The following is a 25,282-nucleotide window of genomic DNA, read 5'->3' on the forward strand; positions in this document are numbered from 1 at the left end:
ATTTCTAACTAAACATATCTCGAACTTTATGGAAGAATCCTTTGTCAGATTTTCCTGGTTGAGGAGCAAAATTTTCCGAGCTTCTTAATTTCTCCAAGATTTCGGTTTCTTCTTTAGTTAATTGCTTAGGAGTCCAGATATTCACATGAACCAATTGGTCGCCAACATGGTAACCATTTAATTCTTTGATTCCTTTGCCTTTTAAGCGAAGAATTTTGCCGCTTTGAGTTCCTGCCTCTAAATTGATTTTAGCTTTACCTCCGATCGTAGGAACCTCAACCGAGGTACCTAAAGCTGCATCCGCAAAGCTGACATATAAATCATAAATGATATTGTTGCCATCGCGATGTAATACATCATGCGCTTCTTCTTCAATCACAATTAATAAATCACCCGCTACACCACCACGAGGGGGAACATTTCCCTTACCATTCATTGACAATTGCATGTCATTGGATACGCCAGCAGGAATTTTGATTGGGATGATTTCTTCTTCTAATACACGACCTTCACCAAAGCATACGTCACATTTAGCTCCAACGCTCTTGCCTTCTCCACTACAGGTAGGACAAGTTGATGAAGTCACCATTTGCCCTAACATAGTTTGTTGAACACGACGAACCTGACCTGAACCTTGACAAGTTTGACAGGTCTTTAAGTCGGTACCGTCCTTGGAACCATTTCCAGAGCAGGTCTTACAAGCTACATGGCGTTTAACTTTGATTTTCTTCTCAACACCATTGGCAATCTCTTCTAAATTTAGCTTTAGCTTAATACGTAAGTCAGAACCTTTACGTTGGCGTCTTCCTCCGCCACCTCTGCCTCCAGAGAAAAAGCTGCCAAATGGGCTTTCATCGCCAAAGATATCTCCAAAATTAGAGAAGATATCTTCCATGTTCATATTACCTCCATTGAATCCTCCACTTGCAGCTCCACCCATACCAGCATGTCCAAATCGGTCATATTGAGCTTTTTTCTGCGCATTGCTTAAAACTTCATAAGCTTCTGCCGCTTCTTTGAATTTCTCTTCTGCTTCCTTGTTATCTGGGTTTTTGTCTGGATGGTATTTGATGGCCATCTTACGATACGCCTTCTTAATCTCCTCCTCAGAAGCTGTTTTAGCTACTCCCAATACCTCGTAATAATCTCTTTTTTGAGCCATTTTTGTTATTAATTACCAACCACCACTTTCGCAAAGCGGATGACCTTTTCATGTAGTGTATATCCTTTTTCTATAACCTCAATCACTTTCCCTTTATCAGCTTCTGTAGGTGCTGCAAATTGGGTAATGCAGTCATGTATCTCTGCATCAAAAGTTTCTCCTTTAGCAGGAAGTTCTTTTAAGCCTTTTGATTGTAGGACTGAGTTGATTTTGGCAAAAATTAATTGAATTCCTTCAGAGATTTCACCTTCAGGCGCATTGGCTAGAGCGCGTTCGTAATCATCGATGACCGGTAGTAAATCAACAATCAAACCAGCTGAGGCTGTTTGGATTAATTCTACTTTCTCTTTAGCTGTTCGCTTTCTGAAATTTTCAAAGTCTGAATACAAGCGAAGGTATTTTTCCTTCATTTCGGCCAACTCATCCGTAGGAGTCTCTTGTGTTTCTGTCCCTTCGTTATCTGTCAAATTTTCCTGATTTTCGGATTGGATTTTCTCTTCCTCTAAATTATTCTCGTTTTCTTTCTTTTTCATAAGGCAAAATTAATACGCTTTCATAGCCACACAAATCATAAGCCAAAAAGTATTTTATGACAGTTTGGCAGAGATAAGGCATCTTCGTAATTTTAGGAATATGACACTAGATTCCAAACAAGTTTCTTCTTTGATTAAAAAACGAGCCTTTGAAGCAGGTTTCTCCTTTTGTGGGATATCCAAGGCCGACTTTCTGGATGAAGAAGCCCCTAGATTGGAAGCTTGGTTAAATCAAGGTCTACAAGGAGAAATGGCCTATATGGCGAATCATTTTGATAAGCGTTTAGACCCAAGAAAATTAGTGGAAGGTTGTCAAACGGTTGTTTCATTAGTTTTTAACTATTATCCAAGTCCATCTTTAACTCCATTAAATCATCATTTTAAGGTATCTAAGTATGCTTTTGGAGAGGATTATCACCGGGTAGTTAAAGATAAGATGCAAGTCTTATGGGATGCAATGCAGGAGGATTTAGGAGAAATTTCTGGCAGGATGTTTGTTGATTCGGCTCCTGTATTAGAAAAAGCTTGGGCAAAAAAATCGGGCTTAGGATGGATTGGGAAAAATGGCAACTTAATTATTCCCAAACAGGGGAGTTTCTATTTCATTGCAGAATTGCTCATTGACATACCTGCAGAACCAGATGGACCTATCAAAGATTTTTGTGGTACATGTACCCGTTGTATTGATGCATGTCCAACAGAAGCGCTAACACCTTATTGGGTGGATGGATCTAAATGCATTTCATATTTCACCATTGAATTAAAGGAAGGTATTCCTGCTTCGATGAAATCCGATTTTCAGGATTGGATCTTTGGATGTGATATTTGCCAAGATGTCTGTCCATGGAACCGATTTTCCACACCACATCAAGAACCGAGATTAGAAGCGAAATTGACTTTTTTAGAGATGGAGAGAGGTGATTGGGAGGATTTGTCGGAAGAGGTATTTAAAGAATTATTTCATTATTCAGCCATCAAACGTACTAAAATAACAGGCTTACAAAGAAATATTCAGTATATAAACAAAAAAAACGAGTCATGAATTTCATGACCCGTTTCCACAAAATTAAACCCTAAAGTGATAGTCTTACGATCAATTCTAGATCAATTTCTTCCGTAGTCTTATAGCTTTCTCCAATGAGTGCAGCCGCTCTTCGACCGATTTTTTCAGGTTGATTGGAAAGTACCGTGATTCCACCTGATAATATTTCTTTATATCCTTGATCATTGTAGGATATGATTCCTATGTCTTGTCCTAGCTTCCAGTTTTGATTATCTGCGTATTTGATGGCCTGAATTAAGTCGGAATCATCTAAAGTGAAGTACACTTCGCCTTGGTTTAATTCTTCTCCGTCCAGACCATCCAATACTTTAAAATCCATATTAATGGATTCACAGAAATCTCCACAGCCATTGATAAATTCCGCATCGAAGTATTCTTCTTCAGTTAATACGAGATTCAAGCAACGGTATTTTTGAAACAGGTTTGTATGGTTGGTAAACTCTTGAATGATTTGTGATTTAGGATGACAAACAATACTCGCATGAGTATTTTGCATACTTTCAAACTGCTGGTCTAATAAGATCAATCTATCTCCAGCAATCTTTTTTAGGCATTTGATGTTTTCTTCTTCCTCTTCGATCAAATGAGGCATAATGACATAATAATGGTAATTGCCTAATTGTTGACCTAAGATCTCTTGAAACTGACGCGTCTTATATTGATAGGTGAAAATATCTACTAAAACGTTTTTGCCAACTGCTTCGTTGAAAGAATTGAAAATTGCTTTATTGGTATCGGTAATTTTTCCAACTAAAAACATCACTTTGGTTTTTAGTTTCGAGGAAGAATTTGAAATGAAATAACCTTTTCTAAAGATGGAAGTTATTGCTCCCATTTTATGTAATTCCGTATAAGCTCTTTCTACGGTATCACGAGATAAATAACATTCTTCTGAAGCTTCATTAATGGATGGAAGGCGCTCACCGGGCTTCAATTCTCCCATCTCGATATCTTGTAGAAGTGAATTAATTAATTGCTGGTATTTCGGCAACTTATTGTCAAAATTTTTGCCAGAAAACGAAACAAATGATTTATTCATAATTTGATTCAGATAAATTTTATAATGGAGAGGCGTTTAGGATAAAAACTAAATTATTTTGTCTTTAAACGTGCTCAAAATTAAGTTCGAATGCTTGGATACTTTAGGACAAATCTTTCATATATCAGGATATATCTTGCAGAAATAGCGTTTTGAAAGATTTTAAAGGGAAAAATCGCCTTTAAATAAGCTTTTTGAGTCAAATTATCTGTTAAGCTTTTATTTCATTAAGGGATAAATCAGCTCAGGATTCAGGAATAATTTTCTAATTTTAGTTTTTATTTTTCTGATTTCTTCATCCTTTGAAACGACAAATTAGCCTTTTCTTGATTTTGTTTTTCGGAGCCAGTCTACTACTCTTGGCTCAGAAAAGTCAACGATATGAGCGCTTGACTACCGCTTCAGGTTTGTCTCAAAGTACCATTTCAAAAATCATTCAAGATAAGAAAGGGTTTCTGTGGTTTGCCACTTCAGATGGTTTGAACCGATATGATGGAAATAATTTCGTTGTATTTAGAAGTGATCCTTCAGATTCAACAACCTTAAGTGGTAGCGATATTTTCACCATGTGTGAAGATGACGAAGGGAATATGTGGACAGGTACACGTAATGCTGGATTAAATAAAATAGATCTAGCTTCAGGTAAAGTGTATCGTTTTTCCAAAGGTCCTAATGGGGAAGATTTCTCTTCGATGACAGTTTCTTCCATTTTGAATTTGGGAAATCATCGGGTCATGGTTTCTGCTACAGGCCTAGGGATTTTAGTTTATGATACTCGAGAAAACAAGTTGATTGCCAAAGAATCAGATGTGAAAAATCCCATGATGGCTGATGTTGTGAGGATTTATCGACATTCTAAGGGGTCAATTTGGTTTGGTACTCGTACAGGATTGCTTATCTCTCGACTAGGACCCAGATCCTATTTGCCATTTAAATTGGCCGAAAACAATAATACACCGGATTATCGGGTAAGGGTAATTAATGAAGCCTCCAATGGAGACATTTTAGTTGGGACTGAAGGGCGAGGCTTGTTTCGCTTTAATCCTCAAAATCAACACTTTACACGTGTCTTTTTTAATTCGCAGAATCCTTTAAGTCGGCAAAACATCGTTACCAGCTTAACCAAAGATGCTTATCACAATTTATGGATAGGTACTGACAATGGTGTTTATGTATTGAAAAAAGAAGATTTTTCGTCTTATTATCAAATTTCGTCTAATCCAGATCCAGATTTAGGGATTAGCTCTTTTTCTGTAACAAGTTTATTTACGGATGCCAATTTAAATACTTGGGTAGGTACTTGGGAAGCAGGTTTAAATATTGCTTTTTATCAGAAACCACGCTTTTCTATTCTTAGGTACAAACCCAATACCTTGCAAGGTTTATTAAGTAACAAAGTAACCGCAATTAGTGCTAGTAAAACTGATCCTAATGGAGTTTGGATTGGACTGAACGTTGGGCTTTCGTATTTTAATTATAAAACTGGTAAAATAGAGCATATTGTTAATAATGCAGGAGTTAACAAATTAAATCCTGTGGCTGATTTTGATGTGAGTTTATTGCAGTCGGATTCAGAAGGAAATCTATGGATTGGAGTTTGGGGACATGGATTAATAAATTTGACACCACAGAGAAAGCAAGTGGCCTATCCATATCAATTGGGTAACCGTGCAGCCAATTTAACTGCCATGAATTTGATGGGAGATAAATTACTTCTAGGCACGGCAGGCTTAGGAGTGATAGAATTTGATATACCTAGCAAGAAGTATCGAATTCCATATCCAGCTTTAGGAATTAAGAATTTCGGTACAAAGAATATTTCGAGTCTATTAGTGTTGGATAATAAGCAAATTTGGATTGGGACAACGGGTTTTGGTATTTATATCTACAACATCGCCACCCAACAATTAACCCACATTGATAAAAATGAATCGGCTAATGGTATTCGATATAATAATATCACTAAAATATTTCAAGATCGAAATAAGCGAATATGGGTGTTGACCAATGGTGGAGGGCTGCATTTATTTCTTGGTCCGGGCAAGGGATTTAGAAACTTTACTGTAGCTGATGGTTTAGCTTCTAATACTTTAAGAAGTATGATGGAAGATAAGCAGGGGAATTTGTGGATAAGTACCAATGGAGGTATTTCCAAAATGAATTCTAAAACACTCAAATTTGTCAATTTTGATGAATTAGATGGTCTTCAAGGAAAAGAATTTTTAGCTCAAGCATATAGTCAAAATAGCAAAGATTGGTTGTTCTTTGGTGGAGCCAATGGCCTTAATTTCATCAAGGCGGATAGTTTGAGGATGAAAATGGATATTCCTCCTATTTATTTGACGGGATTGAAAATATTTAATAAACCCGTGAAAGTGGGGGATGAAAACTCACCCTTAGATAAGGATATCCTGCAAACCAAACACTTAATTCTTCAACCTGATCAAACAGTATTCAGTTTAGACTTCGTGGCTTTAGAATATCAAAGACCTAAAAATAACCGCTATGCCTATTATTTAGAAGGATTTGATAAGGAATGGAATGAGGTAGGAACTCAGCGAACAGCTACTTATACCAATTTAAATCCAGGAGACTATACATTCAAAGTAAAGGCGACGAATTCTGATGGAGTTTGGGGAGAAAAACCTTTTGAATTAAGCATTACCGTATTACCCCCATGGTATCGAACTTGGTGGGCCTATGGACTTTATACTTTCTTGCTTTTAGGGATGATATTAGGTTTTATGAGGGAAGTAAGAATCCGAGAGGCCTTTAAAACGGACCTTCGAATGAAGGAAATAGAGAAAGAACGCATTCGTGAATTGGAACAAGTAAAAACTCATTTCTTTACTAATATATCACATGAATTAAGGACACCTTTGACTTTGATTATCAGTCCTTTAGAAAAGTATTTTTTAAATAATACCCAAGCTAATAAAGAGCAGAAGTCCAGAATTTTATCCATTTATCAAAATGCGCAAAAGCTATTACATCTGATTAATCAATTATTGGATTTGTCGAAAATTGAAGCGGGAAAACAACAACCTGTGATTGCTCAGCATGATTTGATTTTGCAAGTGAATGGAATTCTACAAGGCTTCGAGACTTATGCTGTGCAAAAGCAGATTAAGTTGAAATGGACTGCTCCTATGGAATCCTTATTCGTCTATTATGACGCAGACATTATCGAAAAATGTATTAGTAATTTACTGTCAAATGCATTCAAACATACGCCTGAGGATGGAACGATAGCGGTTAAAATGGATTTGGCTAAACAATTCAAAGCGGATTCAGAGGAAGTTCAGGTGGTGAAAATCCATGTGATGGATACGGGTAAAGGAATAGACTCGACTCATTTGCCTCATATATTTAATCGCTTTTATCAAGTTCCTGATTCGATTGGCCGTGTTGGCACTGGGGTTGGTTTATCTCTTTGCAAGGAACTTATGGAACTGCATTTGGGTAAAATCGATGTTACGAGCGAACTGGGCAAGGGAAGTGATTTCAGTTTTGAATTTAAGGTGACGAAAAATGACTATGATTCATCTTGGATACATGCATATCCTGTTTTCTCTAATGAAGAGCCTCTTTCAGCTATTAAGAAAACAAATGAGCTAGAAATAGAACAAGAAAAACAAATTTTGATGGTGGTGGATGATCATGCAGAAATGCGTCTGTTTATCTCCGATATTTTCAAGAATCGATTCCAAATTATTCAAGCTGAAAGGGGAGAAGAAGCTTTGGAAATTGCATTGAAGTTTATTCCTGATGTATTAATTACCGACTGGATGATGCCTGGAATGAGTGGTGTGAATCTGTGTAGAGCCTTACGACAAAATCCAAAAACGAATCACATTCCTTTGTTGATTTTAACTTCTAAAAGTTCTCATGAAAGCCAGATAGAAGGTATGCAAGCTGGGGCAGATGATTTTGTTTCCAAACCATTTAATGCCGATATTTTAGAAATTCGGGTGAATAAGTTGCTGGAGACCAAGGAACGAATGAGGAAAAACTGGCAAATGCAAATGATACAGCAAGGTCTAACAGAAGGTAAACTTCCTGTCTATGAAGACCCGTTTTTACAAAAAGCTACTCAATTGGTCATTGATCACCTTTCGGAAGCCGAATTTGATGTGGATGATTTGGAAAAAGGATTGGATATGAGCAAAATGCAATTGTATCGTAAACTAAAGAACTTAACATCCCTAGCAGGAAATGAGTTTATACGTTCCATTCGATTGCAACAAGCCAAATTATTATTAGAAAATTCAGAATACAATATATCCGAAATTGCTTATCAAGTGGGATTTAATGATCCAGCTTACTTTACGCGTGCCTTTAAAAAACAATATGGAAAATCTCCCAAATCATTCATTCAACAAATCCAAGATGAAAAATCCTAAGTATTACTTTTTATTCATTATTCCAATCACTCTATTGATAACTTCTTGGGGATTTTTGGCGCATAAAACCTTACAGCAAATATCCATTTATGCCTTACCTGAGCCTTTAGGAGCCTATTTTTATGCAAATCAAGATTATTTGGTCAATCAATCCATTCGACCAGATGTTCGTCGAAACGAAGATAAATTGGAAGAGGCGAAACATTATTTAGATATGGATGCAGATTTATTTGGAGCTAATTTTAAAACGGCTATTCCTCACGACTATGCTGCTGCAGTTGCCAAATATGGCCTAGATTCACTTCGTAAAGAAGGCTTAGTACCCTGGGAAGTAGTTCGAGTTTATGGACGATTAGTGAATGCTTTCAAAAAGGAAATGAAAGATTCTGTGTTGTTTTATGCAGCTGATTTAGGTCATTATGTGGCAGATGCTCATGTTCCCTTGCACACAACTAAAAATCACGATGGCCAATTAACAGGGCAGAAAGGTTTACATGTTTTGTGGGAGACCTTAGTGCCTGAAGAACAATTAGCGCAATATAATTTAGCGTCGTATCAAGCTAAGCCATTGATGTATATTGCTAAACCTCAAGATTTTATCTTTGAAATTTTGTTGGAATCACATGCCATGTTACCAGAACTATTTCAAGTGGAAAAGGATGTCACATTGGCTATTGGTGTTGATAAAAAGCATATGCAAGTAGTTAGAAACGGAAGAACATTAAATTACTACACCAAAGAATTCATTCAAACCTATGGCAATAAATTGGGAGCGAAGGTGCAAGATAGAATGATGGTTTCGGCTCATCGAGTGGCATCATTTTGGTATTCTGCCTACAAAGATGCAGGTTCTCCTGCTTGGGTTAAAGCTGACCCTAAAGTAAACCAAGAATTAATGGCAGCATTTCAAGGTGAGAAAAAAGCATGGCTTGCCAATACCTTGATTACAGATAAATTATTAATCTCTTTAAAAAACAAAAGGGCAGAGTAGTGTGAAGAAAATATTGATTATTTCAGATACACATTCCTATTTAGATCCAAGATTGGAGCCTCATTTACAAGACTGTGATCAGATTTGGCATGCAGGAGATTGGGGATCTGTTCAGTTGGCAGATCAATTAATCGCTTACAAAAAGCCTATTGCTGGAGTTTATGGAAATATTGATGATAGAACTATCCGCAATATGTATCCCAAAATCATGCGGTTTCGTTGTGAAGAAGTTAATATAGCTATGACGCATATAGCTGGAGCACCTTCCTCTTATAAACCCGATGCTTACGAGGCTTTTTCAAAGGGTATTCCTCAGATTTTTGTTTGTGGTCATTCCCATATTTTACAAGTTAAACGAGATATCAAGCGAAATAACATGCTTTTTATAAATCCAGGTGCAGCCGGACAGCATGGATTTCATCCGATTCAGACGGCTATTCAATTGAAAATAGATGGATCCAGAATTTATGATGTTGAAATCATTCAAATGGAACGAAATAGAAAAGTGCCTAAAGAAATGCTGGAAGGCTAAACTTTAGATTGCGCTAAAAAAAGAAAGGTGTAAACACGGAATGTTTACACCTCATTATATGAACACAGGATTTGGTAATTAAAAGGCGAATTAAATAATATGATTAATTAATAATGTCTTGACCAAAATCATAATTAGAAAACTTGTTCTACTTATAACATGACAAAATTCAATAAAATTCGTAAGTGGCAAAAGGTTAATTTATGCCTGATGATGGTAAATCTGTTACCTTAACTGAGTTTGGATCTAAATTCAAGTGGAGTAATTCCTGTTAATTTCTTGAAGTATTTATTGAAATTGGTAGGTTCATCAAAACCAGTTTCAAAACAAATCTCCTTAATCGAAAGCGTCGTTGAACTGAGTTTTCTTTTGATCTCAAGAATGACGTAATCATCTAAAAATTCCTTCGCTGTACGATGCGTGAACCTTTTCGATATTTCATTTAAATGTTTGTACGAGATATTCATTTTCTCGGCATAGTCATTGACATTCCTACTTTTTGAATATTCGCTTTCAATTAAATTTTTAAATTTTTCAAAAACTTCAAAGCCTTGCTTCGTGATACCTTCTGTAAATAATAAGTTTCTATTGTTAAGCTTGTACAGAATGATGGAAAATAACGATGAAATAATTTGATTCTTGAGCACATAGGGGCTGAACACATATTCAGAAGCTACTCTTCCCGCATAATCCATCATACATTCATCTAATTGATAAACAGGCTTAAATATGTGGTAATTGAATAGTTGAGAAATATGAAAATATGTACTAGGAGTAAAGTAGTTTAATAAATATTCCTTAGTAAAGAATATGAAATAACCATGGTAGTCGGACTCCGAATTTAATTCATGTATTTGATTCGGCGAGATAATTAAACACTCATTTTCCTTAACTAAAAACTCTTGGAAGTCAACCTTATGTTTAACGGATCCTTTAGTAATGATTAGAAGTACATAAAAATCTATTCTATGTGGAAAGAATGGGGTATTAGGTTCAAATTTTGACCAATCTCTATGATAAAATTCTTGCAAATCAACACATTCAAAACCCTCTGATTTCAGGTCTTCCTTGAAGGATATTTTAGGAATAAATTTCAAATACTTAATACAATAAAAGGTGAAACACGTAATCCTAAAATCACCATAGTAGTATGGTAATATTTGAACCTTGATAGGCTCAATGATTAAAGATAAAGAATTCTTTAATCATGAAAAAATTCTCAGTAAAAATTGACTATTGTCATAATAGTAATTTGACAATCAGCCACCTAAATGAATATTGGTATTTATTTTTTGATCTGTTGACTGAATAGCGTTTTTCCTGATTCATCAACAAATTGGAATTCCAATACTTTCGGTTGAATGAAAAATGCGGCAAAACCATTGGCAGATTGTGCAAATTTGGCTTTTTCAGTGGATTTCAATGCTGTTATTTTACTTCCTGCGCCTGAAATCATATGATGGAGCTTCGGGCTAAGTTGATTGTATTCCAAATGATGCTCGTGCCCTGCCAAATAAAAATCGACACCTACTTTTTCCATTAAGGCTTGCCACGAGTTTGCCACATGATTTTTCCTATCCTTTCGTGGGCCAGAAGTTACCAAAGGGTGATGACCTACTGCTATTTTCCATTGGGCATTTGATTTTGACATCAAATCAGTAAACCATTTTTTTTGAGCACTGGTATCTTGTGATGCCACATTAGTTCTGAATGGTTCATCCTCATCTTGATAATAGCCTAGTTCAAAAGGGGAGGTATCTAAAAATGCGATCAACAATTGACTACCATCCGATAATTTATAAGTTTTGGAATAGTAGCGAGCTGGCATATTCCATCTTCTACTGATTTGAGAATACTCAATTTCCGCTTGAGGATTGCCAGCATAATCATGATTCCCTAAAACTGGATACCAATTAACATGTAGACTATGTCCCAAATAAATATCTTCAAAACTGCTTTTCCAGATAGGATCCATGGGACTAGCCACACCTTTGGGATAGATATTATCTCCGGTAGTTATGATGAAGTCAATATCAGCTTCTGTTCCGGTAAGAGACATTTGTTGGGCAACTTCTTTTTGATGATACTCACCTTGTCTACCAAAATCGCCAATTACTAAAAAACTAATATCAGCTTTAGGATACTTTTGGGTCGTTTGGGCTATGTTGACTTGTAAACATAGTAACACCAAAAATCCCGTTAGACTTATTTGTTTCATACTTCAAAAGATTGAATATTTTCAAACACACTTCCTTTTTGGAATGATTTTAAAATCCATCCTCCGCCAATCACATCATCTCCCTCATAAAATACAGCAGCTTGACCTGGGGCAATACCTGAAACTTCGTCGTGAAAAGTAACTTTAATTTTACCACCTATTTGCTCAATCAGCGCTTCTGTGCCAGCATCTTTATATCGAACTTTAGTGATAGTTTCTAAGCCACCAGCAGGAATTTCAGCATATTTCTGAAGATTTAATTGGCCAACATACATGCCAGTTCGATTCAAATCTTCCAATTTCCCAATGACTACTTCATTGCTCTCTTTACGGATTTCAGTTACGAAAGCGGGGAAACCAAAGGCTTTTCCAAGTCCTTTTCTTTGCCCTATGGTATAAAATGGATATCCTTCATGCTTTCCAATGACTTTACCAGTTTGATCTATGAAGTTTCCACCCTGTACAGCCTCTTTTAATTCAGGTAAGCGTCTTTTGAGGAAGCCACGGTAATCATTATCAGGCACAAAACAGATTTCATAGCTCTCAGACTTATTGACTAAGTCCACAAAACCCCTTTCAGTAGCCATTTCACGGATGCGTTGCTTGGTTAAATGGCCTAGCGGCAAAATCGTTCTAGCCAAGCTCTCCTGTGAAACACCCCATAAAACATAACTTTGATCCTTTAAGGCATCAACGCCTTTAGAAATCACATATCGATTATTCTCTTGGCGTATTTGTGCATAATGTCCTGTAGCAATGAAATCACAGCCTAGTTGATCTGCTCTACGCAAAAGTGCATCCCATTTGATGTGTGTATTGCACATGACACATGGGTTAGGAGTACGGCCTTCCACATATTCATTAGTAAAATAGTCAATGACCGAATCGCCAAATTCTTCGCGGATGTCCAGGATATAATGAGGGAATCCCAAGGATACCGCAATATGTCGGGCATCATTAATGGAATCTAAAGAACAGCAACCTGTTTCTTTTTTAGTTCCACCCGAACTAGCATAGTCCCATGTTTTCATGGTCATGCCAATGACTTCGTAACCTTGTTCGTGTAATAAAACAGCTGCGACCGAGCTGTCAATGCCGCCGCTCATAGCGACGAGAACGCGTCCTTTTGTTTCCATATTCAATTCAGGTTCAAAGCCTGCAGAAATTTTCTGCAATTTAGGGAATTATTTCTCCATTAAGTCAATTTTATTTGTAATTCACGTCCTAAACCGTAGTTTTGCCAATTGTTTTAGAAGAGATTATGATGTTAAAAACACGTGTTAAGGTTTCTGCAATTGATAACCTTTCAGACGCTCGCTATTGTGCAGGCATGGGGGTAGATTGGTTAGGGTTTGCCTTACATAATATGCCACTAGATAAATATAAGGAAATAAGGAATTGGTTGAGTGGGGTAGAGGTTGTAGCTGAACTTTCAGGAGTTTCAGCCGATCAAATGAAAGAAATAGTTCAAAACTATGCTCCTGATTGGATCGAAGTGGATTCTCGAGCACAATTACCTCGTTTATTGGAATTGGACATTCCTAAAATGATGCGGGTAAACATAGATACAGATAATTTACCAGCATTATTTGCGACTGCAGCTCCTTATGTAAACTACTTTTTATTGGTTGCAGATTCTCCTGATTCCTTACTGGGAATGGAAGCTCAAATAGAAACTTGGGCAGCTCAGTATCCCGTTATTTTAGGATTAGAACTTCCTGAGGAAGATTTGGAAGAATGGGTAGAACAAAGCTCAATCCAGGGTATCGGACTAACTGCTGGCCAAGAGGATAGACCTGGCTTTAGGGATTTTACGGATTTAATGAGTATCTTAGAAAAATTAGAAACGGAATAATTCAATCCATTTATGCTACAACGAATTCGCGCAATCGTTCAACAGCTTAAAAGCCTTTTCTGGACAGGATTGGAGCGTTTAACTGCTTTTTTATTGCCTTTATTAGCTCGTGTTCTGGGCGAAAAAAAGTATTCTTGGTTGGTTGGGCAAGTGGCCATGACCCAATTTTTTCTTCGGACAAAATGGAGAATGGTTGAAGCTTATTATGAAGCTCATGTAGATCGCAATTCCCCTTATTACAGACCTATTGTGACCATGTGGAAAGTGGCAGGGAAAGTGGTCATGTATGTGCTGATTTACCTTTTTGTGATTGAGACCAATATATTTTGGTTGACCGGTGAAATGCCAGGTGTTGATGAATTGCAAAATCCTAAGTTATCTCAAGCTTCCGAAATTTATTCTGCCGATGGCGTTTTATTGGGTAAGTACTTTGCTGAGAACAGAACTCCCATTCGTGATTATAAATTACTTTCTCCTTATTTGGTACAAGCTTTAGTGGCCACAGAAGATGCGCGTTTTTATGAGCATACAGGGATTGATTTTCAAGCTTGGGCTGGAGTGGCAGTGGGATTAGTAAAAGGCGGTGATCGGGGAGGTGGAAGTACTATTTCTCAGCAATTAGCTAAGAATTTATTCAAAACACGTACTAAAAAGAGTTTTACAAAAACGGGATTGTTTGGATATATACCAGGTCTTAGCAAATTGATTTATAAATCAAAGGAATGGGTTACCGCTATCAAATTGGAAAGATTTTATACAAAAGATGAAATCATCCTTTGGTACTTAAATACGGTAGATTATGGAAATAATGCGTACGGTATTAAAGTAGCTTCCAAAACCTATTTCAATACTTCTCCCGATTCATTGAACATCCAAGAAGCCGCTATATTAGTAGGGCTTCAAAAGGCCACCACAACATATAATCCTAAGCGATATGAAGGTAAACCTTTAGAGCAAAATAGGGCATGGAAGCGTCGAAATGTGGTATTAGCTCAAATGGTTAAAGCAGGTTATATCAAAAAGAATGCCTATGATTCTTTGGCAAAAATGCCGATTGAATTGCATTCTAATGAAGAATCTCCATACGATGGTACGGGTAACTATTTTAAAGTAGCCATTGCCAAGTATTTGAATGAGTGGGCAAAAGCCAATGATATGGAGATTGATTTGTATCGAGATGGATTGAAAATTTATACCACCATTGATTCAAGGATGCAAATTCATGCCGAGCAAGCGGTGGAATCAGGTATGCGTTCCATTCAAAAAACATTTGATAATCACTGGACAGGCCAAAACCCATGGGTAGATGAACATGGTAAAGAAATTCCAGGTTTCATTGATACCGTCGCTAAACGCACAGAATATTATAAAGCTTTGGTACATAAATTTCCCAAAAATCCTGATTCTGTCTTGCATTACATGAAGAATGTTAAGCGTAAAATGTGGGTTTATTCGAGATCTACTTTGGGAGAAGAACAAATGACCATGAGTGCTTATGATTCCATTCAATATTATAAGCATTTCTTGCAGTCAGGTATGATGACACTAGATCCATATACAGGTCATATCAAAGCTTGGGTAGGAGGATTAGACTTTAAATATTTCAAATACGATCACGTCAAGCAATCCAAGCGTCAGCCAGGTTCAACCTTTAAACCCTTTGTTTATACTGCAGCTATTGATGGTCCTAAAGATTTGTCGCCTTGCTACATGATGACCGATGAACCATTTGAATTAGAAGTGGAAGAAAAAGGGGAGAAGAAAATTTGGCGTCCTTCCAATGCGGATGGTACATTTTCTTATGCCGCAATGCCCATTCGACGAGCATTGGCTAAATCCATTAACTCCATTACCGCTCGGTTAACAAATGAAGTTGGGGCCGATACGGTCATGTACTATGCCCAAAAAATGGGTATCAAGAGCCCATTAAAAGCTGTTCCTTCCATTGGATTAGGTTCTTTTGATGTATCATTATATGAAATGATTGGAGCTTATTCCGCTTTTGTTAATGAAGGTATTCATGTTGAACCCATGATTGTTCAAGAGATCAAAGATCAAAATGGCAAAGTTTTGCAGCGATTTGAACCTGTTTCCTATCGTGTTATTCGAAAAGAATCTGCGCAGTTGGTCCGTTCTATGTTAGAAGGAGTCGTGTATGAAGGTGGAACGGGGAGTTCGTTATTGTGGAATGAAGGAGAAGTATTATTACCTGCCAATAACCGATATGCTCCTGCATTTGCAGCAAAAACAGGAACAACCTCCAATCATTCGGATGGTTGGTTTATTGGTATGACCCATAATTTGATTTCGGGTGTTTGGGTTGGTGGTGACGATAGGTCTATTCACTTTCGAACGGGTGCCCTTGGTGAAGGTTCAAAGACGGCACTTCCAATCTACAAGCGATTTATGATTAAGGTGGTAAATGACCCTCTGTTGGCCAATTATAAACCTGTGCCTTTTGATAAATTGGATAAACGTGTGGTCAAAAAAGATTTTAATTGTCAAAGTTCATACAGTACATTGCCGGATTCACTTCAAGTCAGTGATTCGGAATTGGATTCGCTTAATTCATTATTAGGAAGTCCTTCAGAAACACCCGATACCAATCAACATTCTCCACAATAAGTATGCGTAAGGAAGTCATAGCTGATTATTTCAAAGGTTTACAAGATTCTATCTGTAGAGGTATAGAAGCTGTCGATGGGGGAAGCAGATTTAAAGAAGACCTTTGGAAGCGTAAAGAAGGCGGAGGTGGGAGATCCCGAGTTATTGTGAACGGCAATATCTTGGAAAAGGCAGGAGTTAATTTTTCAGCTGTGTTTGGACCTTTGCATCCAAAAATGGTGAAGAGTCTTGCTATCAAAGAAGAAGTTGATTTCTTTGCATCAGGAGTGTCTATAGTGATGCATCCCATTAATCCTTGGGTTCCTATCATTCACATGAATGTTCGGTATTTTGAGTTAAGCAACGGAGAACATTGGTTTGGGGGAGGCATTGATTTAACCCCTCACATCATTATTCCTGAACAGGCTAAATGGTTTCATGAGCAGATCAAAGCTGTATGTGATCGATTTGATAAGTCGTATTACCCTAAATATAAAACTTGGGCAGATGATTATTTCTTCAATACTCACCGTGAAGAAACGCGTGGAATTGGCGGAATATTTTTTGATTATGTCAAGTCTAAAACCTTAGAAGAAAAATTAGCCAATTTTGAATTTGTGAAAGCAGTTGGTGAGGCATTTGTTCCAATTTACAGTCACTTGATGCAAGAAAACGCTATTAGGCCGTTTGGAGAGAAAGAAAAAGCATTTCAATTACTTCGTCGTGGCAGGTACGTAGAATTTAATTTAGTGCACGACCGAGGTACGAAGTTTGGATTAGAGACAAATGGAAGAACGGAATCTATTTTGATGAGCTTACCACCCATGGCAAGCTGGGATTATATGCACGATTATTCTGATTATCCACTGGGACTTGAAACACAGAAATTGTTAGTCAAAGGAGTGGATTGGATATAATTTATCTTTGAATTCATTTTATACAAAAGCAGCTAGAATTTATTTCTAGCTGCTTTTGTATTTAAATATGATACTATTCGAAAGTTGAATTTCTAGCTTTCTTTTTCCCAAACTACACTGATGCCTTTTGGTGTCATCAATAAAATACGCGTTGGTGAAGGTAACAATACCAATCTAGCACCTACAGCAGGATTTTCAATCCACTCTACCTCGACTCCTTCTTTTTTACCAATTTCAATTTCGCCATCTTCTGTTTCTACGAATTTCTTAGCTAAGTAAGCGGTAGGCAAAAGGACATCGGATTCAGGACAATGTTTGATATGAACCTTCTCCAGAATGTCTTCTAATTGATCACCATATTTTTCATTAAAATCATCTTCTAAATCGTGTAAGATTTCTTCTACATCATCGTAGCTTTCATCTGAATAATTTAATTTAGAGAGTTCTAAGCGCTTTTCTAGGATGGCAATCATTGCCGCGTCAATCGTATTCATGAAGTATTTTTCTATTTTTTTGTAAAGATAGGCCTTAAAATGAATTTCCTAAATATGATTTTCATGAAAAGGATTGATACGATTGAAATTTGGGTTGAAATGTAAATTTCCTTTTTGAATGGATAGGCCAGAAGCAAAATTATTCGTGTACAAGGTGCCAGTTCCTAAACCCTGTGGGATAGAAGGTGAATATTCTGCTGTAAATTGTGCAATCGCTTGCAATCCTATATTGGATTCTAGGGCTGAGGTTATCCACCAGCCCATTTTACGTTTTTCTGCCGCTTGAATCCAGTCATGACTAGCAGAAAAGCCACCCACTAAGCTGGGTTTAATGATGATGTAATTTGCTGGTATTTTATCAAGTAATTGATTTTGTTGATCTTCGCTTTCTAAGCCTATCAACTCTTCATCTAAAGCGATTGGTAATATGTTTTCTTTGCATAAATCAGCCATCGCATTCCAAAGTCCAGCCCGAATGGGTTGTTCAATACTGTGAATATCCAATTGGGCCAATTTCTCTAATTTATGTGCCGCCTCATGGCTTGTAAATGCTCCATTAGCATCAACTCGAATACTTAGTTTATTGGCAGGAAACTGACTTCTTATGTTTTTTAAAATAGCTAATTCTTGTTCAAAATCAATGGCGCCAATTTTTAATTTTAAACAGGTAAAACCCTGTGCGATTTTTTGTTCAATTTGATCTTCCATGAAATCGGGTTTCCCCATCCAGATCAAGCCATTGATGGGAATTGCCATTTTTCCAAGGCTAAATTCATTGTCAAAATAGACCCCATTTTTAGCTTGGATATAATCAAAAGTAGCCATTTCAATGGCAAATTTGTAAGACGGATAACCTAAGGGGAGATGGGAAATAAATAAAGGAATTTCTTCTAAAGTTTCAGGAAAAAACTCCCAATTAGCACTCTTGATGTATTTCTCGAATCCAGCTAGCCCTTCTTCTTCAAATTCGGGACTTAGGCCTCGCAAGGGACCGGCTTCACCTAATCCTACTTGGGTGGGGTTTTTCTTGTTTTTAATCTGAATGAAATACGAATTCTTTTCAGTTAATACTCCTCGGGAAGTACCAGCTTCAAAGTGAAATTTTAGGGAATGTTTTTGGTAAGAAACGGATATATCGAACATAGCTGCAAGTTATTATTTTCTGGGCTGTTTTGCCGCCTCGACGATTCTTTTTAGCTTTAAACTTGATATGAAAAATATAATCACCTGGTTTCCGGCATTGCTTTATGGATTGATTATTTCCTTGCGGAATACTTTTTATGATTGGGGATGGTTTAAATCACATCATTTTGATAAGCCTAAAACCATAGTCGTTGGAAATTTGGCCGTTGGTGGAACTGGGAAAAGTCCATTAGTGGCTTATTTGATTAAGAATTCACCTTGGAATAATTCTTTAGGTATTTTAAGTAGAGGCTATGGTCGTGTGAGCAAAGGATTTAAATGGGTAGAAGTAAATTCTAAAGCATCTGAAGTTGGGGATGAACCACTAACCTATAAGGCTACATTTGTTGATGTTCATGTCGCAGTTTGCGAAAGCCGAGTATTTGGTATTCAACAAATGAATGAGCAGGTGCCAAACTTAGAGACAGTTATATTGGATGATGCATTTCAGCACCGAGCTCTGAAAGCGGATTTTAATATCATTTGTACCACATTTGATCAACCTTATTTTAAAGACCATTTAATGCCTATGGGGCGATTAAGGGAATGGAGAGAAGGTATTGAAAGGGCAGATGCTGTTGTGGTGACTCGATGTCCTTCCAAATTAGACCAGCAGCAAATGGATTATTTTGAATCCGAAATACCTAAACCTACTTTTTTTGCTTCTATTCGATATGGCAATCCCATTGGAAATGATGTAGCAACGATTAATGCTTGGCATGCCTTGGCAGGTATAGCGGATCCTGTTTTGTTTTTTGAACAAGTTGGTACTTTAGGGGAATTGAAAAGCACACAATCTTTTCCAGATCATCATCGTTTTAGTCAGGCAGAACTACTTGAATTGAATACAAAGGCAGCTAATATGGCAGATAATGAGGCATTTATAGCGACACACAAGGATTTTGTTCGCCTTCAAGCTGCCTATCAGGAATTTCCTGCTTTAACTAAAAAAATGGCCTACTTGCCTATGGAGATGTATTTTTTAAACAAGGAAGATTTGTTTTGGAGCATGTTGAACCAAAGCCTGACAAGATAATTTCCTTAAATTAAGCTACCTTTGTGGGGATGAAATATCGGTTAACTTATCTTTTTCTTATTTCTTTTTTACTTCCAATTTCGATTTGGGCTCAAGTGTTAACACCTGGTTCAAATTCTGGATTTCCGGGTACTCAAAATCCCAATGATCGGAATGGCTTCCCCAATGCGGCTACCCAAAATAATCAAGGAAAAAATAAAGGACCTCAAAAAAGTGGTCGAGCTGCCCTAGATGATTCCACGAAACAAGTCTATGGCCCCAATACCATGTATTTTGTGCATGAATCTGACATCGTGAATTCAAGAGAAATTAAGCGTAGGATAGACACGACGCTGACCTTGTTTCAGCGTTATTTATTCCAAGAGAAAAGTGGCTTTTTGACTGCCAATTTGGGTAATGATGGGACAGCCGTTCGACAGGTATTTTTTCAATCGCCAGGTAGTTTAGGAACTCAATTAGGGTATTCGGTATATTCTCCTTATGCATTTCAAGCTGACCAAGTGCGGTATTTTAATTCCAAATCGCCTTATTCTGAAGTGGAATATAATTTGGGAGGAGGTGGTCAAACTCGTTTGAATTTTAATTTTGCTAGAAACGTAGATTCTCTTTGGAATATTGGCATTGCTCTTCAAAGAATGGTAGCCGATAAAGTCTTGACAGATGCGGCATTCAAATCTGGTGAGCAAAGTTTATTGGGACAATGGGGCCTGTTATTGCATACTAATTTTCAATCTAAAAATAAGAAGTACCGCTTATTGGGACATATTAATTATTTTGATCAAGGGACGAATGATCAAGGTGGGGTAAAATTGTCAAAGACATTGACAGCCGATGAAGCATTGAAGTATACGGATAATACAGCTATATTGTCCAATTCCCTTTCTCAATCCAATGATAAATTCATCAAGTTTCATGTCTATCATGAATTTATAGGCTGGAAAGGTTTACAATTATTTCAAGCTTTAGACGTGGAAAACCGAACTGTTAAGTTTAGAGATAAAGCATTTCAACAATCATTAACAGATGGCTTTTATCCACGAACCTACATTCAATACATTCAGGCTCCAGCAGAAGATTCTCTTTATAATGAAAACCGTTGGTCATCTTACAGTCATCAAACAGGCTTAAAAGGAATTTACAAGCAATTTGTTTATCGGACTTACTTAAAGCAACGTTATTGGTCAGTTTACAATCCATTGAACGAGAGTAAATTAGATCGATTTGAAAATTATGTAGGTTTGTGGATTAATCAATCATTTAATCAGAATATTGATTTTACAGCCGAAGGAGAATATCTATTAGGTTCTGATTATCGATTAAAAGCAAGTTTTCAATCGCCCTTTTTTCAGGTAACGGCTCAACGAATATCTTACAGTCCTAGTATTGCGAGCAATTGGGTGTATAATACCTCGTATCGATGGAAAAATGATTTTGCGAATGTATCCATGGACGAAATCTATGGAGGGATTAATCTGAAGTCAAAATATATTTATTTTAAACCAGGTTTAACTATTCAGCGTATTTCTGATTGGATATATTTTGATTCTTTAGCCACTCCAACTCAAACTAAATCGGATATTGGAGTATTTAGAACTTCAGTGGATTTAGGAGGCCAATGGAGAAAATTCTCTTGGTTTACGAAGGTGTATGCCAACACGCAAACAGGACCCGATGTTATGCGCATGCCCAACTTGTTGATTGACGCTAACTTAGCATTGGATGTTCAATACAAGAAGTTATTATACGTTCAATTTGGAATAGATATTCATCATCAATCGGCCTATTTTGCCGATGCGTATCAACCTGCGCTTCAACAATACCACCTTCAAAATAATTATCAAGTACCAGCTTTTGTTCAGCTTGATCCTTATGTTTCCTTGCGTATTAATCGGGTACGCTTATTTTTCAAAATGTCGCATGCCAATTATGGTCTTCTGAACAATAATTATTACACGGCTTACCTTCATCCAGCCATGTCGCGAGTTTTTGGTTATGGAGTAAAATGGCTTTTGTTTGATTAGAGTCGAAGCAGTGCTTCGACTTTAGAATGTGTCGTTTAGTTACTGAGTCGAAGCAGTGCTTCGACTTTAGAATGTGTCGTTTAGTTACTGAGTCGAAGCAGTGCTTCGACTTTCATCTGATAGTTGATATTCTGGTTTTTAGATTTTTTTTGATGAGTTATTGTGGTTTTTTTGTTGTCGAGACCTGTTTATGACAGATCATTACAGTTGAAAATTTCACCTATACCACTCATGAAGCCTAGAAAATTTCGGAATAAATACCGTGTCGATTCCACTCGAAAACCCAATTGGGATTATAGAAGACCTGGAGTATATTATATCACACTTGTTACTAAAAATAGAATTCACTTCTTTGGTTCCATCGTTAAAAGAATCCCCAATTCTGATAATGAAATGCATTTAAGTGAATTAGGCAAATTGGCTGATAAATTTTGGCAAGAAATACCATTGCATTTTCCATTTGTTGAATTAGGCAATTTTGTCATCATGCCTGATCATATGCATGGTATGTTGATTATTAAAAATAATCCAGAAATAAAGTCTAATTTAACAGTATCAAAGGAAGAGGAAACTTCATTCAACTCGAATGTTTTTGAGCCAAATTTTGAATCCATTCAAAGAACATATACATGCTCAATAAGAGAAAATATGGCCTCCATTTCGCCTAAATATGGATCAATTTCAACTGTGGTTCGATCATATAAATCGGTTGTATCAAAATTTGCACACATGATAAATCCCGATTTTGATTGGCATTCCAATTATCATGATTACGTGGTTTTAAGTAGAAATGCATATGATAACATGCAGAGATATACACTCAACAATCCCAAAAATTGGGGAAGGAGGCGAACTTGATTTAAGCGGAGTGGAACTTAGTATATTTCAATTGACCTATTACCTACATTTTCAGCACAACAAGCTCCCATTTTTTCATTAGATTTACCTAGTTAAACATTGAAAATACATGACAACAATTTCTCGTAGAGAATGGGTCAAGGGAATGGCCTTAGCCACCTTAGGTACGGTAGCATTTTACGACCTTTCGGCTCAAAAAATTCCGGTAAAACAGACATCGGAGAAATCTAAACCTTGGACTACGAAACAAGACCAACAACTGAATGAATGGGTGGGAGTTATTATACCTGAATCGACAATTCCTGGGGCGGTAAGTTTAGGAGTTCCAGTGTTTATAAAAACCATGTTGGATGATTGCTACGAAATTTCTGCACAAGCTACTTTCCGAAAAGTAGTGGATGGATTTACCGATTCATTTGAATCCTATGCAAAAAAAACTTGGACTCAAGCTAGCCAAGCAGAAAAAGAGCAATTCCTTTTTTCTATGGCTCAGGGTAATCTTGGTGCTGATGCACAAAAAGCCATGTCAACCCTAAAAGGATTAACTATTCAAGGTTATACTTCCTCGGAAGAAATTATGGTCAAATACTATCATTATGTCATGGCACCAGGCTTTTTTAACGGCTGTGCTCCTGTCAAAAAATCATAAGCTTATAGCAATGAACTATTTAACAAATGCTGAAAAACGCACCTATGGTGCTATTGTCATTGGATCAGGAATGGCAGGAGGATGGGCTGCCAAAGAATTTTGTGAGAAAGGTATCAAAACATTGGTTTTAGAAAGAGGAAGAAAAGTTACTCATAACGAAGATTATCCTACCACCTTAATGTCTCCTTGGGAATTTCCCCACCGAGGTCGATTGACGGATGAAGAAATCAAGGAAAACCCCATCATTTCCAAATGTTACGCATTCAGGGAAGATGCCAAGCATTTTTTTGTGAAAGATAAAGAACATCCCTATGAACAAGATAAGCCTTTTGACTGGATTCGGGGTTATCAAGTAGGAGGGAAATCGCTTTTATGGGCAAGACAAACACAGCGTTGGTCTCAATTGGATTTTGATGGACCTGCGCGAGATGGTTTTGCGACTCCTTGGCCAATAACCTATAAAGAATTAGATCCTTGGTATTCCCATGTAGAGAAATTTGCAGGGATTTCAGGCAATAAAGATGGCTTAGATGCCCTTCCTGATGGGGAGTTTTTACCGCCTCATGAATTGACTTGTGTTGAAAAGCACTTTCAAAAGGAAATTAAACGTCTATATAATGACCGCCATGTGATTATTGGTCGATGTGCGCATTTAACTCAACCTCAGGATATTCACTATCAACAAGGCCGAGCACAATGTCTAGGTAGAAATTTATGTCAAAGAGGATGTCCTTATGGGGGCTATTTTTCAGCCAATGCATCGACTTTACCTTGGGCAGCTAAAACGGGTAATATGACTTTACGTCCTGATTCGGTGGTGCATTCTATCATTTATGACGAGAAGAAACAAAAAGCTGTTGGTGTTCGTGTGGTTGATGCTCATACTAAAGAAATGGTGGAATACTATGCCAAAGTGATTTTTGTTACTGCTGCGGCTTTAAATACTAATTTGATTTTATTGAATTCAACTTCACATCGATTCCCGAATGGCCTTGGAAATGATTCTGGTTTATTAGGTACACATATTGCTTTTCATAATTACCGTGCCTCTATTTCAGCTGAATATGAAGGTTATTTGGATTATAAAACGGAAGGCGGACGTCCTAATTCTGGGTATATTCCTCGTTTCCGTAATTTGTATAAGCAAGAAACCAATTTCCTACGTGGCTATGCGGCCGGTATGAATGCAGGAAGAGGTTCAAGTACTGATCGGGAAGGTTTAGGGGAAAGCTTGAAAAATTCCTTATTAAACCCAAAAATGAATCAAATGTGGTATGCGGGCTCACACATGATGGGGGAGACCATACCGAAAGAATCCAATAAGGTCACACTGGATAAGTTGAAAAAAGATGAGAATGGTATGCCAATTTTGCATGTCAATGTAGCTTATGATGACAATGATGATAAAATGGTGCAAGATTTTATCGACCAGTTTACGGAAATGTACACCAAAGCAGGTTTTAAAAACATTCGCCATCGGGATACCAAACAAGCACCAGGTTTAGATATTCATGAAATGGGTGGAGTTAGAATGGGGGCTGATGCTAAAACATCATTACTGAATAAATGGAACCAAATGCATCATGTGAAAAATGTATTTGTAACAGATGGTGCTAGCATGACTTCAACATCAACTCAAAACCCATCCTTAACTTACATGGCTTTTACTGCAAGAGCCGTGGATTATGCTGTCAAAGAAATGAAAAAGGGAAATTTGTAAGACAG

20 protein-coding genes are annotated in these 25,282 nt (G+C 37.1%); 12 read left to right on the forward strand and 8 right to left on the reverse strand.

The annotated features are described in order from the left end of the window. Positions 1 to 4 precede the first annotated feature (4 nt). Both dnaJ and HME7025_RS05840 read right to left on the reverse strand, forming a co-directional pair. Complete coding sequence (gene dnaJ, locus HME7025_RS05835; RefSeq protein ID WP_109322729.1) at positions 5 to 1,162, reverse strand: molecular chaperone DnaJ; 1,158 nt, start codon at positions 1,160 to 1,162, stop codon at positions 5 to 7. An 8-nt stretch (positions 1,163 to 1,170) separates the two neighbouring features. Beyond that, positions 1,171 to 1,695, reverse strand: a complete 525-nt coding sequence (locus HME7025_RS05840; RefSeq protein ID WP_109322730.1) for a nucleotide exchange factor GrpE — start codon at positions 1,693 to 1,695, stop codon at positions 1,171 to 1,173. A gap of 100 nt (positions 1,696 to 1,795) precedes the next feature. Between HME7025_RS05840 and queG the strand changes: the two genes are divergently transcribed. Next, positions 1,796 to 2,737: a tRNA epoxyqueuosine(34) reductase QueG gene (gene queG / locus HME7025_RS05845; RefSeq protein ID WP_109322731.1), complete on the forward strand. Its 942-nt coding sequence runs from the start codon at positions 1,796 to 1,798 to the stop codon at positions 2,735 to 2,737. Between the two features lie 31 nt (positions 2,738 to 2,768). Here queG and HME7025_RS05850 read toward each other — a convergent pair whose 3' ends face one another. After that, on the reverse strand, positions 2,769 to 3,797 hold the full coding sequence (locus HME7025_RS05850; RefSeq protein WP_109322732.1) for a GntR family transcriptional regulator: 1,029 nt from the start codon (positions 3,795 to 3,797) through the stop codon (positions 2,769 to 2,771). 302 nt (positions 3,798 to 4,099) lie between these two features. Here HME7025_RS05850 and HME7025_RS05855 point away from each other — a divergent pair, with 302 nt between their 5' ends. From HME7025_RS05855 to HME7025_RS05865, 3 genes are read left to right on the forward strand one after another with little or no spacing between them, the layout of a single operon-like run. Then, a complete protein-coding gene (locus HME7025_RS05855; RefSeq protein ID WP_109322733.1) occupies positions 4,100 to 8,200 on the forward strand; it encodes a hybrid sensor histidine kinase/response regulator transcription factor in 4,101 nt (1,366 codons plus the stop codon). Continuing rightward, positions 8,187 to 9,191, forward strand: coding sequence for a zinc dependent phospholipase C family protein (locus tag HME7025_RS05860; protein ID WP_154401938.1), 1,005 nt, complete (start codon positions 8,187 to 8,189; stop codon positions 9,189 to 9,191). The genes HME7025_RS05855 and HME7025_RS05860 overlap by 14 nt, the downstream gene beginning before the upstream one ends. A 1-nt stretch (position 9,192) precedes the next feature. Next, positions 9,193 to 9,723, forward strand: a complete 531-nt coding sequence (locus HME7025_RS05865; RefSeq protein ID WP_109322735.1) for a metallophosphoesterase family protein — start codon at positions 9,193 to 9,195, stop codon at positions 9,721 to 9,723. Between the two features lie 230 nt (positions 9,724 to 9,953). On the opposite strand, the gene HME7025_RS05870 is transcribed toward HME7025_RS05865, so the two are convergent. From HME7025_RS05870 to mnmA, 3 genes are all read right to left on the reverse strand, one after another. Further along, positions 9,954 to 10,820 carry an AraC family transcriptional regulator gene (locus HME7025_RS05870; protein ID WP_109322736.1) on the reverse strand — a complete coding sequence of 289 codons (867 nt, stop codon included), beginning with the start codon at positions 10,818 to 10,820 and terminating at the stop codon, positions 9,954 to 9,956. Between the two features lie 188 nt (positions 10,821 to 11,008). After that, entirely contained in the window at positions 11,009 to 11,941 is a 933-nt protein-coding gene (locus tag HME7025_RS05875) for a metallophosphoesterase (protein WP_109322737.1), read from the reverse strand. Continuing rightward, positions 11,938 to 13,077: a tRNA 2-thiouridine(34) synthase MnmA gene (gene mnmA / locus HME7025_RS05880; protein WP_109325022.1), complete on the reverse strand. Its 1,140-nt coding sequence runs from the start codon at positions 13,075 to 13,077 to the stop codon at positions 11,938 to 11,940. Before mnmA ends, HME7025_RS05875 begins: the two co-directional genes overlap by 4 nt. 101 nt (positions 13,078 to 13,178) lie before the next feature. On the opposite strand from mnmA, the gene HME7025_RS05885 reads away from it, so the two are divergent. The 3 genes from HME7025_RS05885 to hemF are packed head-to-tail and all read left to right on the forward strand — an operon-like array spanning position 13,179 to position 17,317. After that, the gene (locus HME7025_RS05885; RefSeq protein WP_130925088.1) at positions 13,179 to 13,796 is read left to right on the forward strand and encodes a beta/alpha barrel domain-containing protein; all 618 of its coding nucleotides are present in this window, start codon (positions 13,179 to 13,181) and stop codon (positions 13,794 to 13,796) included. 12 nt (positions 13,797 to 13,808) lie between these two features. Next, a complete protein-coding gene (locus tag HME7025_RS05890; protein ID WP_226998288.1) occupies positions 13,809 to 16,421 on the forward strand; it encodes a transglycosylase domain-containing protein in 2,613 nt (870 codons plus the stop codon). A 2-nt stretch (positions 16,422 to 16,423) separates the two neighbouring features. Next, the gene (gene hemF, locus HME7025_RS05895; RefSeq protein WP_109322739.1) at positions 16,424 to 17,317 is read left to right on the forward strand and encodes an oxygen-dependent coproporphyrinogen oxidase; all 894 of its coding nucleotides are present in this window, start codon (positions 16,424 to 16,426) and stop codon (positions 17,315 to 17,317) included. A 92-nt stretch (positions 17,318 to 17,409) separates the two neighbouring features. On the opposite strand, the gene HME7025_RS05900 is transcribed toward hemF, so the two are convergent. Together HME7025_RS05900 and HME7025_RS05905 are read right to left on the reverse strand one after the other, a co-directional pair. After that, positions 17,410 to 17,811 carry a hypothetical protein gene (locus HME7025_RS05900; protein ID WP_109322740.1) on the reverse strand — a complete coding sequence of 134 codons (402 nt, stop codon included), beginning with the start codon at positions 17,809 to 17,811 and terminating at the stop codon, positions 17,410 to 17,412. A gap of 48 nt (positions 17,812 to 17,859) precedes the next feature. Continuing rightward, a complete protein-coding gene (locus tag HME7025_RS05905; protein WP_109322741.1) occupies positions 17,860 to 18,954 on the reverse strand; it encodes an o-succinylbenzoate synthase in 1,095 nt (364 codons plus the stop codon). Between the two features lie 67 nt (positions 18,955 to 19,021). Here HME7025_RS05905 and lpxK point away from each other — a divergent pair, with 67 nt between their 5' ends. The 5 genes from lpxK (at position 19,022) to HME7025_RS05930 (ending at position 25,277) form a co-directional block, all read left to right on the forward strand. Next, positions 19,022 to 20,029, forward strand: coding sequence for a tetraacyldisaccharide 4'-kinase (gene lpxK / locus HME7025_RS05910; RefSeq protein WP_109322742.1), 1,008 nt, complete (start codon positions 19,022 to 19,024; stop codon positions 20,027 to 20,029). A 29-nt stretch (positions 20,030 to 20,058) separates the two neighbouring features. Further along, on the forward strand, positions 20,059 to 22,050 hold the full coding sequence (locus HME7025_RS05915; RefSeq protein WP_109322743.1) for a putative porin: 1,992 nt from the start codon (positions 20,059 to 20,061) through the stop codon (positions 22,048 to 22,050). 231 nt (positions 22,051 to 22,281) lie between these two features. Beyond that, positions 22,282 to 22,908, forward strand: coding sequence for a transposase (locus tag HME7025_RS05920; RefSeq protein ID WP_109322744.1), 627 nt, complete (start codon positions 22,282 to 22,284; stop codon positions 22,906 to 22,908). A gap of 109 nt (positions 22,909 to 23,017) precedes the next feature. Beyond that, the gene (locus HME7025_RS05925) at positions 23,018 to 23,557 is read left to right on the forward strand and encodes a gluconate 2-dehydrogenase subunit 3 family protein (RefSeq protein ID WP_109322745.1); all 540 of its coding nucleotides are present in this window, start codon (positions 23,018 to 23,020) and stop codon (positions 23,555 to 23,557) included. A gap of 10 nt (positions 23,558 to 23,567) precedes the next feature. Beyond that, the gene (locus tag HME7025_RS05930; protein ID WP_109322746.1) at positions 23,568 to 25,277 is read left to right on the forward strand and encodes a GMC oxidoreductase; all 1,710 of its coding nucleotides are present in this window, start codon (positions 23,568 to 23,570) and stop codon (positions 25,275 to 25,277) included. The last annotated feature ends 5 nt before the right edge of the window (positions 25,278 to 25,282 follow it).

Source organism: Aquirufa nivalisilvae (assembly GCF_003143535.1).
Lineage (GTDB): Bacteria > Bacteroidota > Bacteroidia > Cytophagales > Spirosomataceae > Aquirufa > Aquirufa nivalisilvae.

Excerpts from the sequence above, each read along its gene's own strand:
- dnaJ (WP_109322729.1), bottom strand. The coding sequence starts at position 1,162 with ATGGCTCAAAAAAGAGATTATTACGAGGTATTGGGAGTAGCTAAAACA.
- HME7025_RS05840 (WP_109322730.1), bottom strand. The coding sequence starts at position 1,695 with ATGAAAAAGAAAGAAAACGAGAATAATTTAGAGGAAGAGAAAATCCAA.
- queG (WP_109322731.1), top strand. The coding sequence starts at position 1,796 with ATGACACTAGATTCCAAACAAGTTTCTTCTTTGATTAAAAAACGAGCC.
- HME7025_RS05850 (WP_109322732.1), bottom strand. The coding sequence starts at position 3,797 with ATGAATAAATCATTTGTTTCGTTTTCTGGCAAAAATTTTGACAATAAG.
- HME7025_RS05860 (WP_154401938.1), top strand. The coding sequence starts at position 8,187 with ATGAAAAATCCTAAGTATTACTTTTTATTCATTATTCCAATCACTCTA.
- HME7025_RS05875 (WP_109322737.1), bottom strand. The coding sequence starts at position 11,941 with ATGAAACAAATAAGTCTAACGGGATTTTTGGTGTTACTATGTTTACAA.
- mnmA (WP_109325022.1), bottom strand. The coding sequence starts at position 13,077 with ATGGAAACAAAAGGACGCGTTCTCGTCGCTATGAGCGGCGGCATTGAC.
- HME7025_RS05890 (WP_226998288.1), top strand. The coding sequence starts at position 13,809 with ATGCTACAACGAATTCGCGCAATCGTTCAACAGCTTAAAAGCCTTTTC.
- hemF (WP_109322739.1), top strand. The coding sequence starts at position 16,424 with ATGCGTAAGGAAGTCATAGCTGATTATTTCAAAGGTTTACAAGATTCT.
- HME7025_RS05900 (WP_109322740.1), bottom strand. The coding sequence starts at position 17,811 with ATGAATACGATTGACGCGGCAATGATTGCCATCCTAGAAAAGCGCTTA.
- HME7025_RS05905 (WP_109322741.1), bottom strand. The coding sequence starts at position 18,954 with ATGTTCGATATATCCGTTTCTTACCAAAAACATTCCCTAAAATTTCAC.
- lpxK (WP_109322742.1), top strand. The coding sequence starts at position 19,022 with ATGAAAAATATAATCACCTGGTTTCCGGCATTGCTTTATGGATTGATT.
- HME7025_RS05915 (WP_109322743.1), top strand. The coding sequence starts at position 20,059 with ATGAAATATCGGTTAACTTATCTTTTTCTTATTTCTTTTTTACTTCCA.
- HME7025_RS05920 (WP_109322744.1), top strand. The coding sequence starts at position 22,282 with ATGAAGCCTAGAAAATTTCGGAATAAATACCGTGTCGATTCCACTCGA.
- HME7025_RS05925 (WP_109322745.1), top strand. The coding sequence starts at position 23,018 with ATGACAACAATTTCTCGTAGAGAATGGGTCAAGGGAATGGCCTTAGCC.
- HME7025_RS05930 (WP_109322746.1), top strand. The coding sequence starts at position 23,568 with ATGAACTATTTAACAAATGCTGAAAAACGCACCTATGGTGCTATTGTC.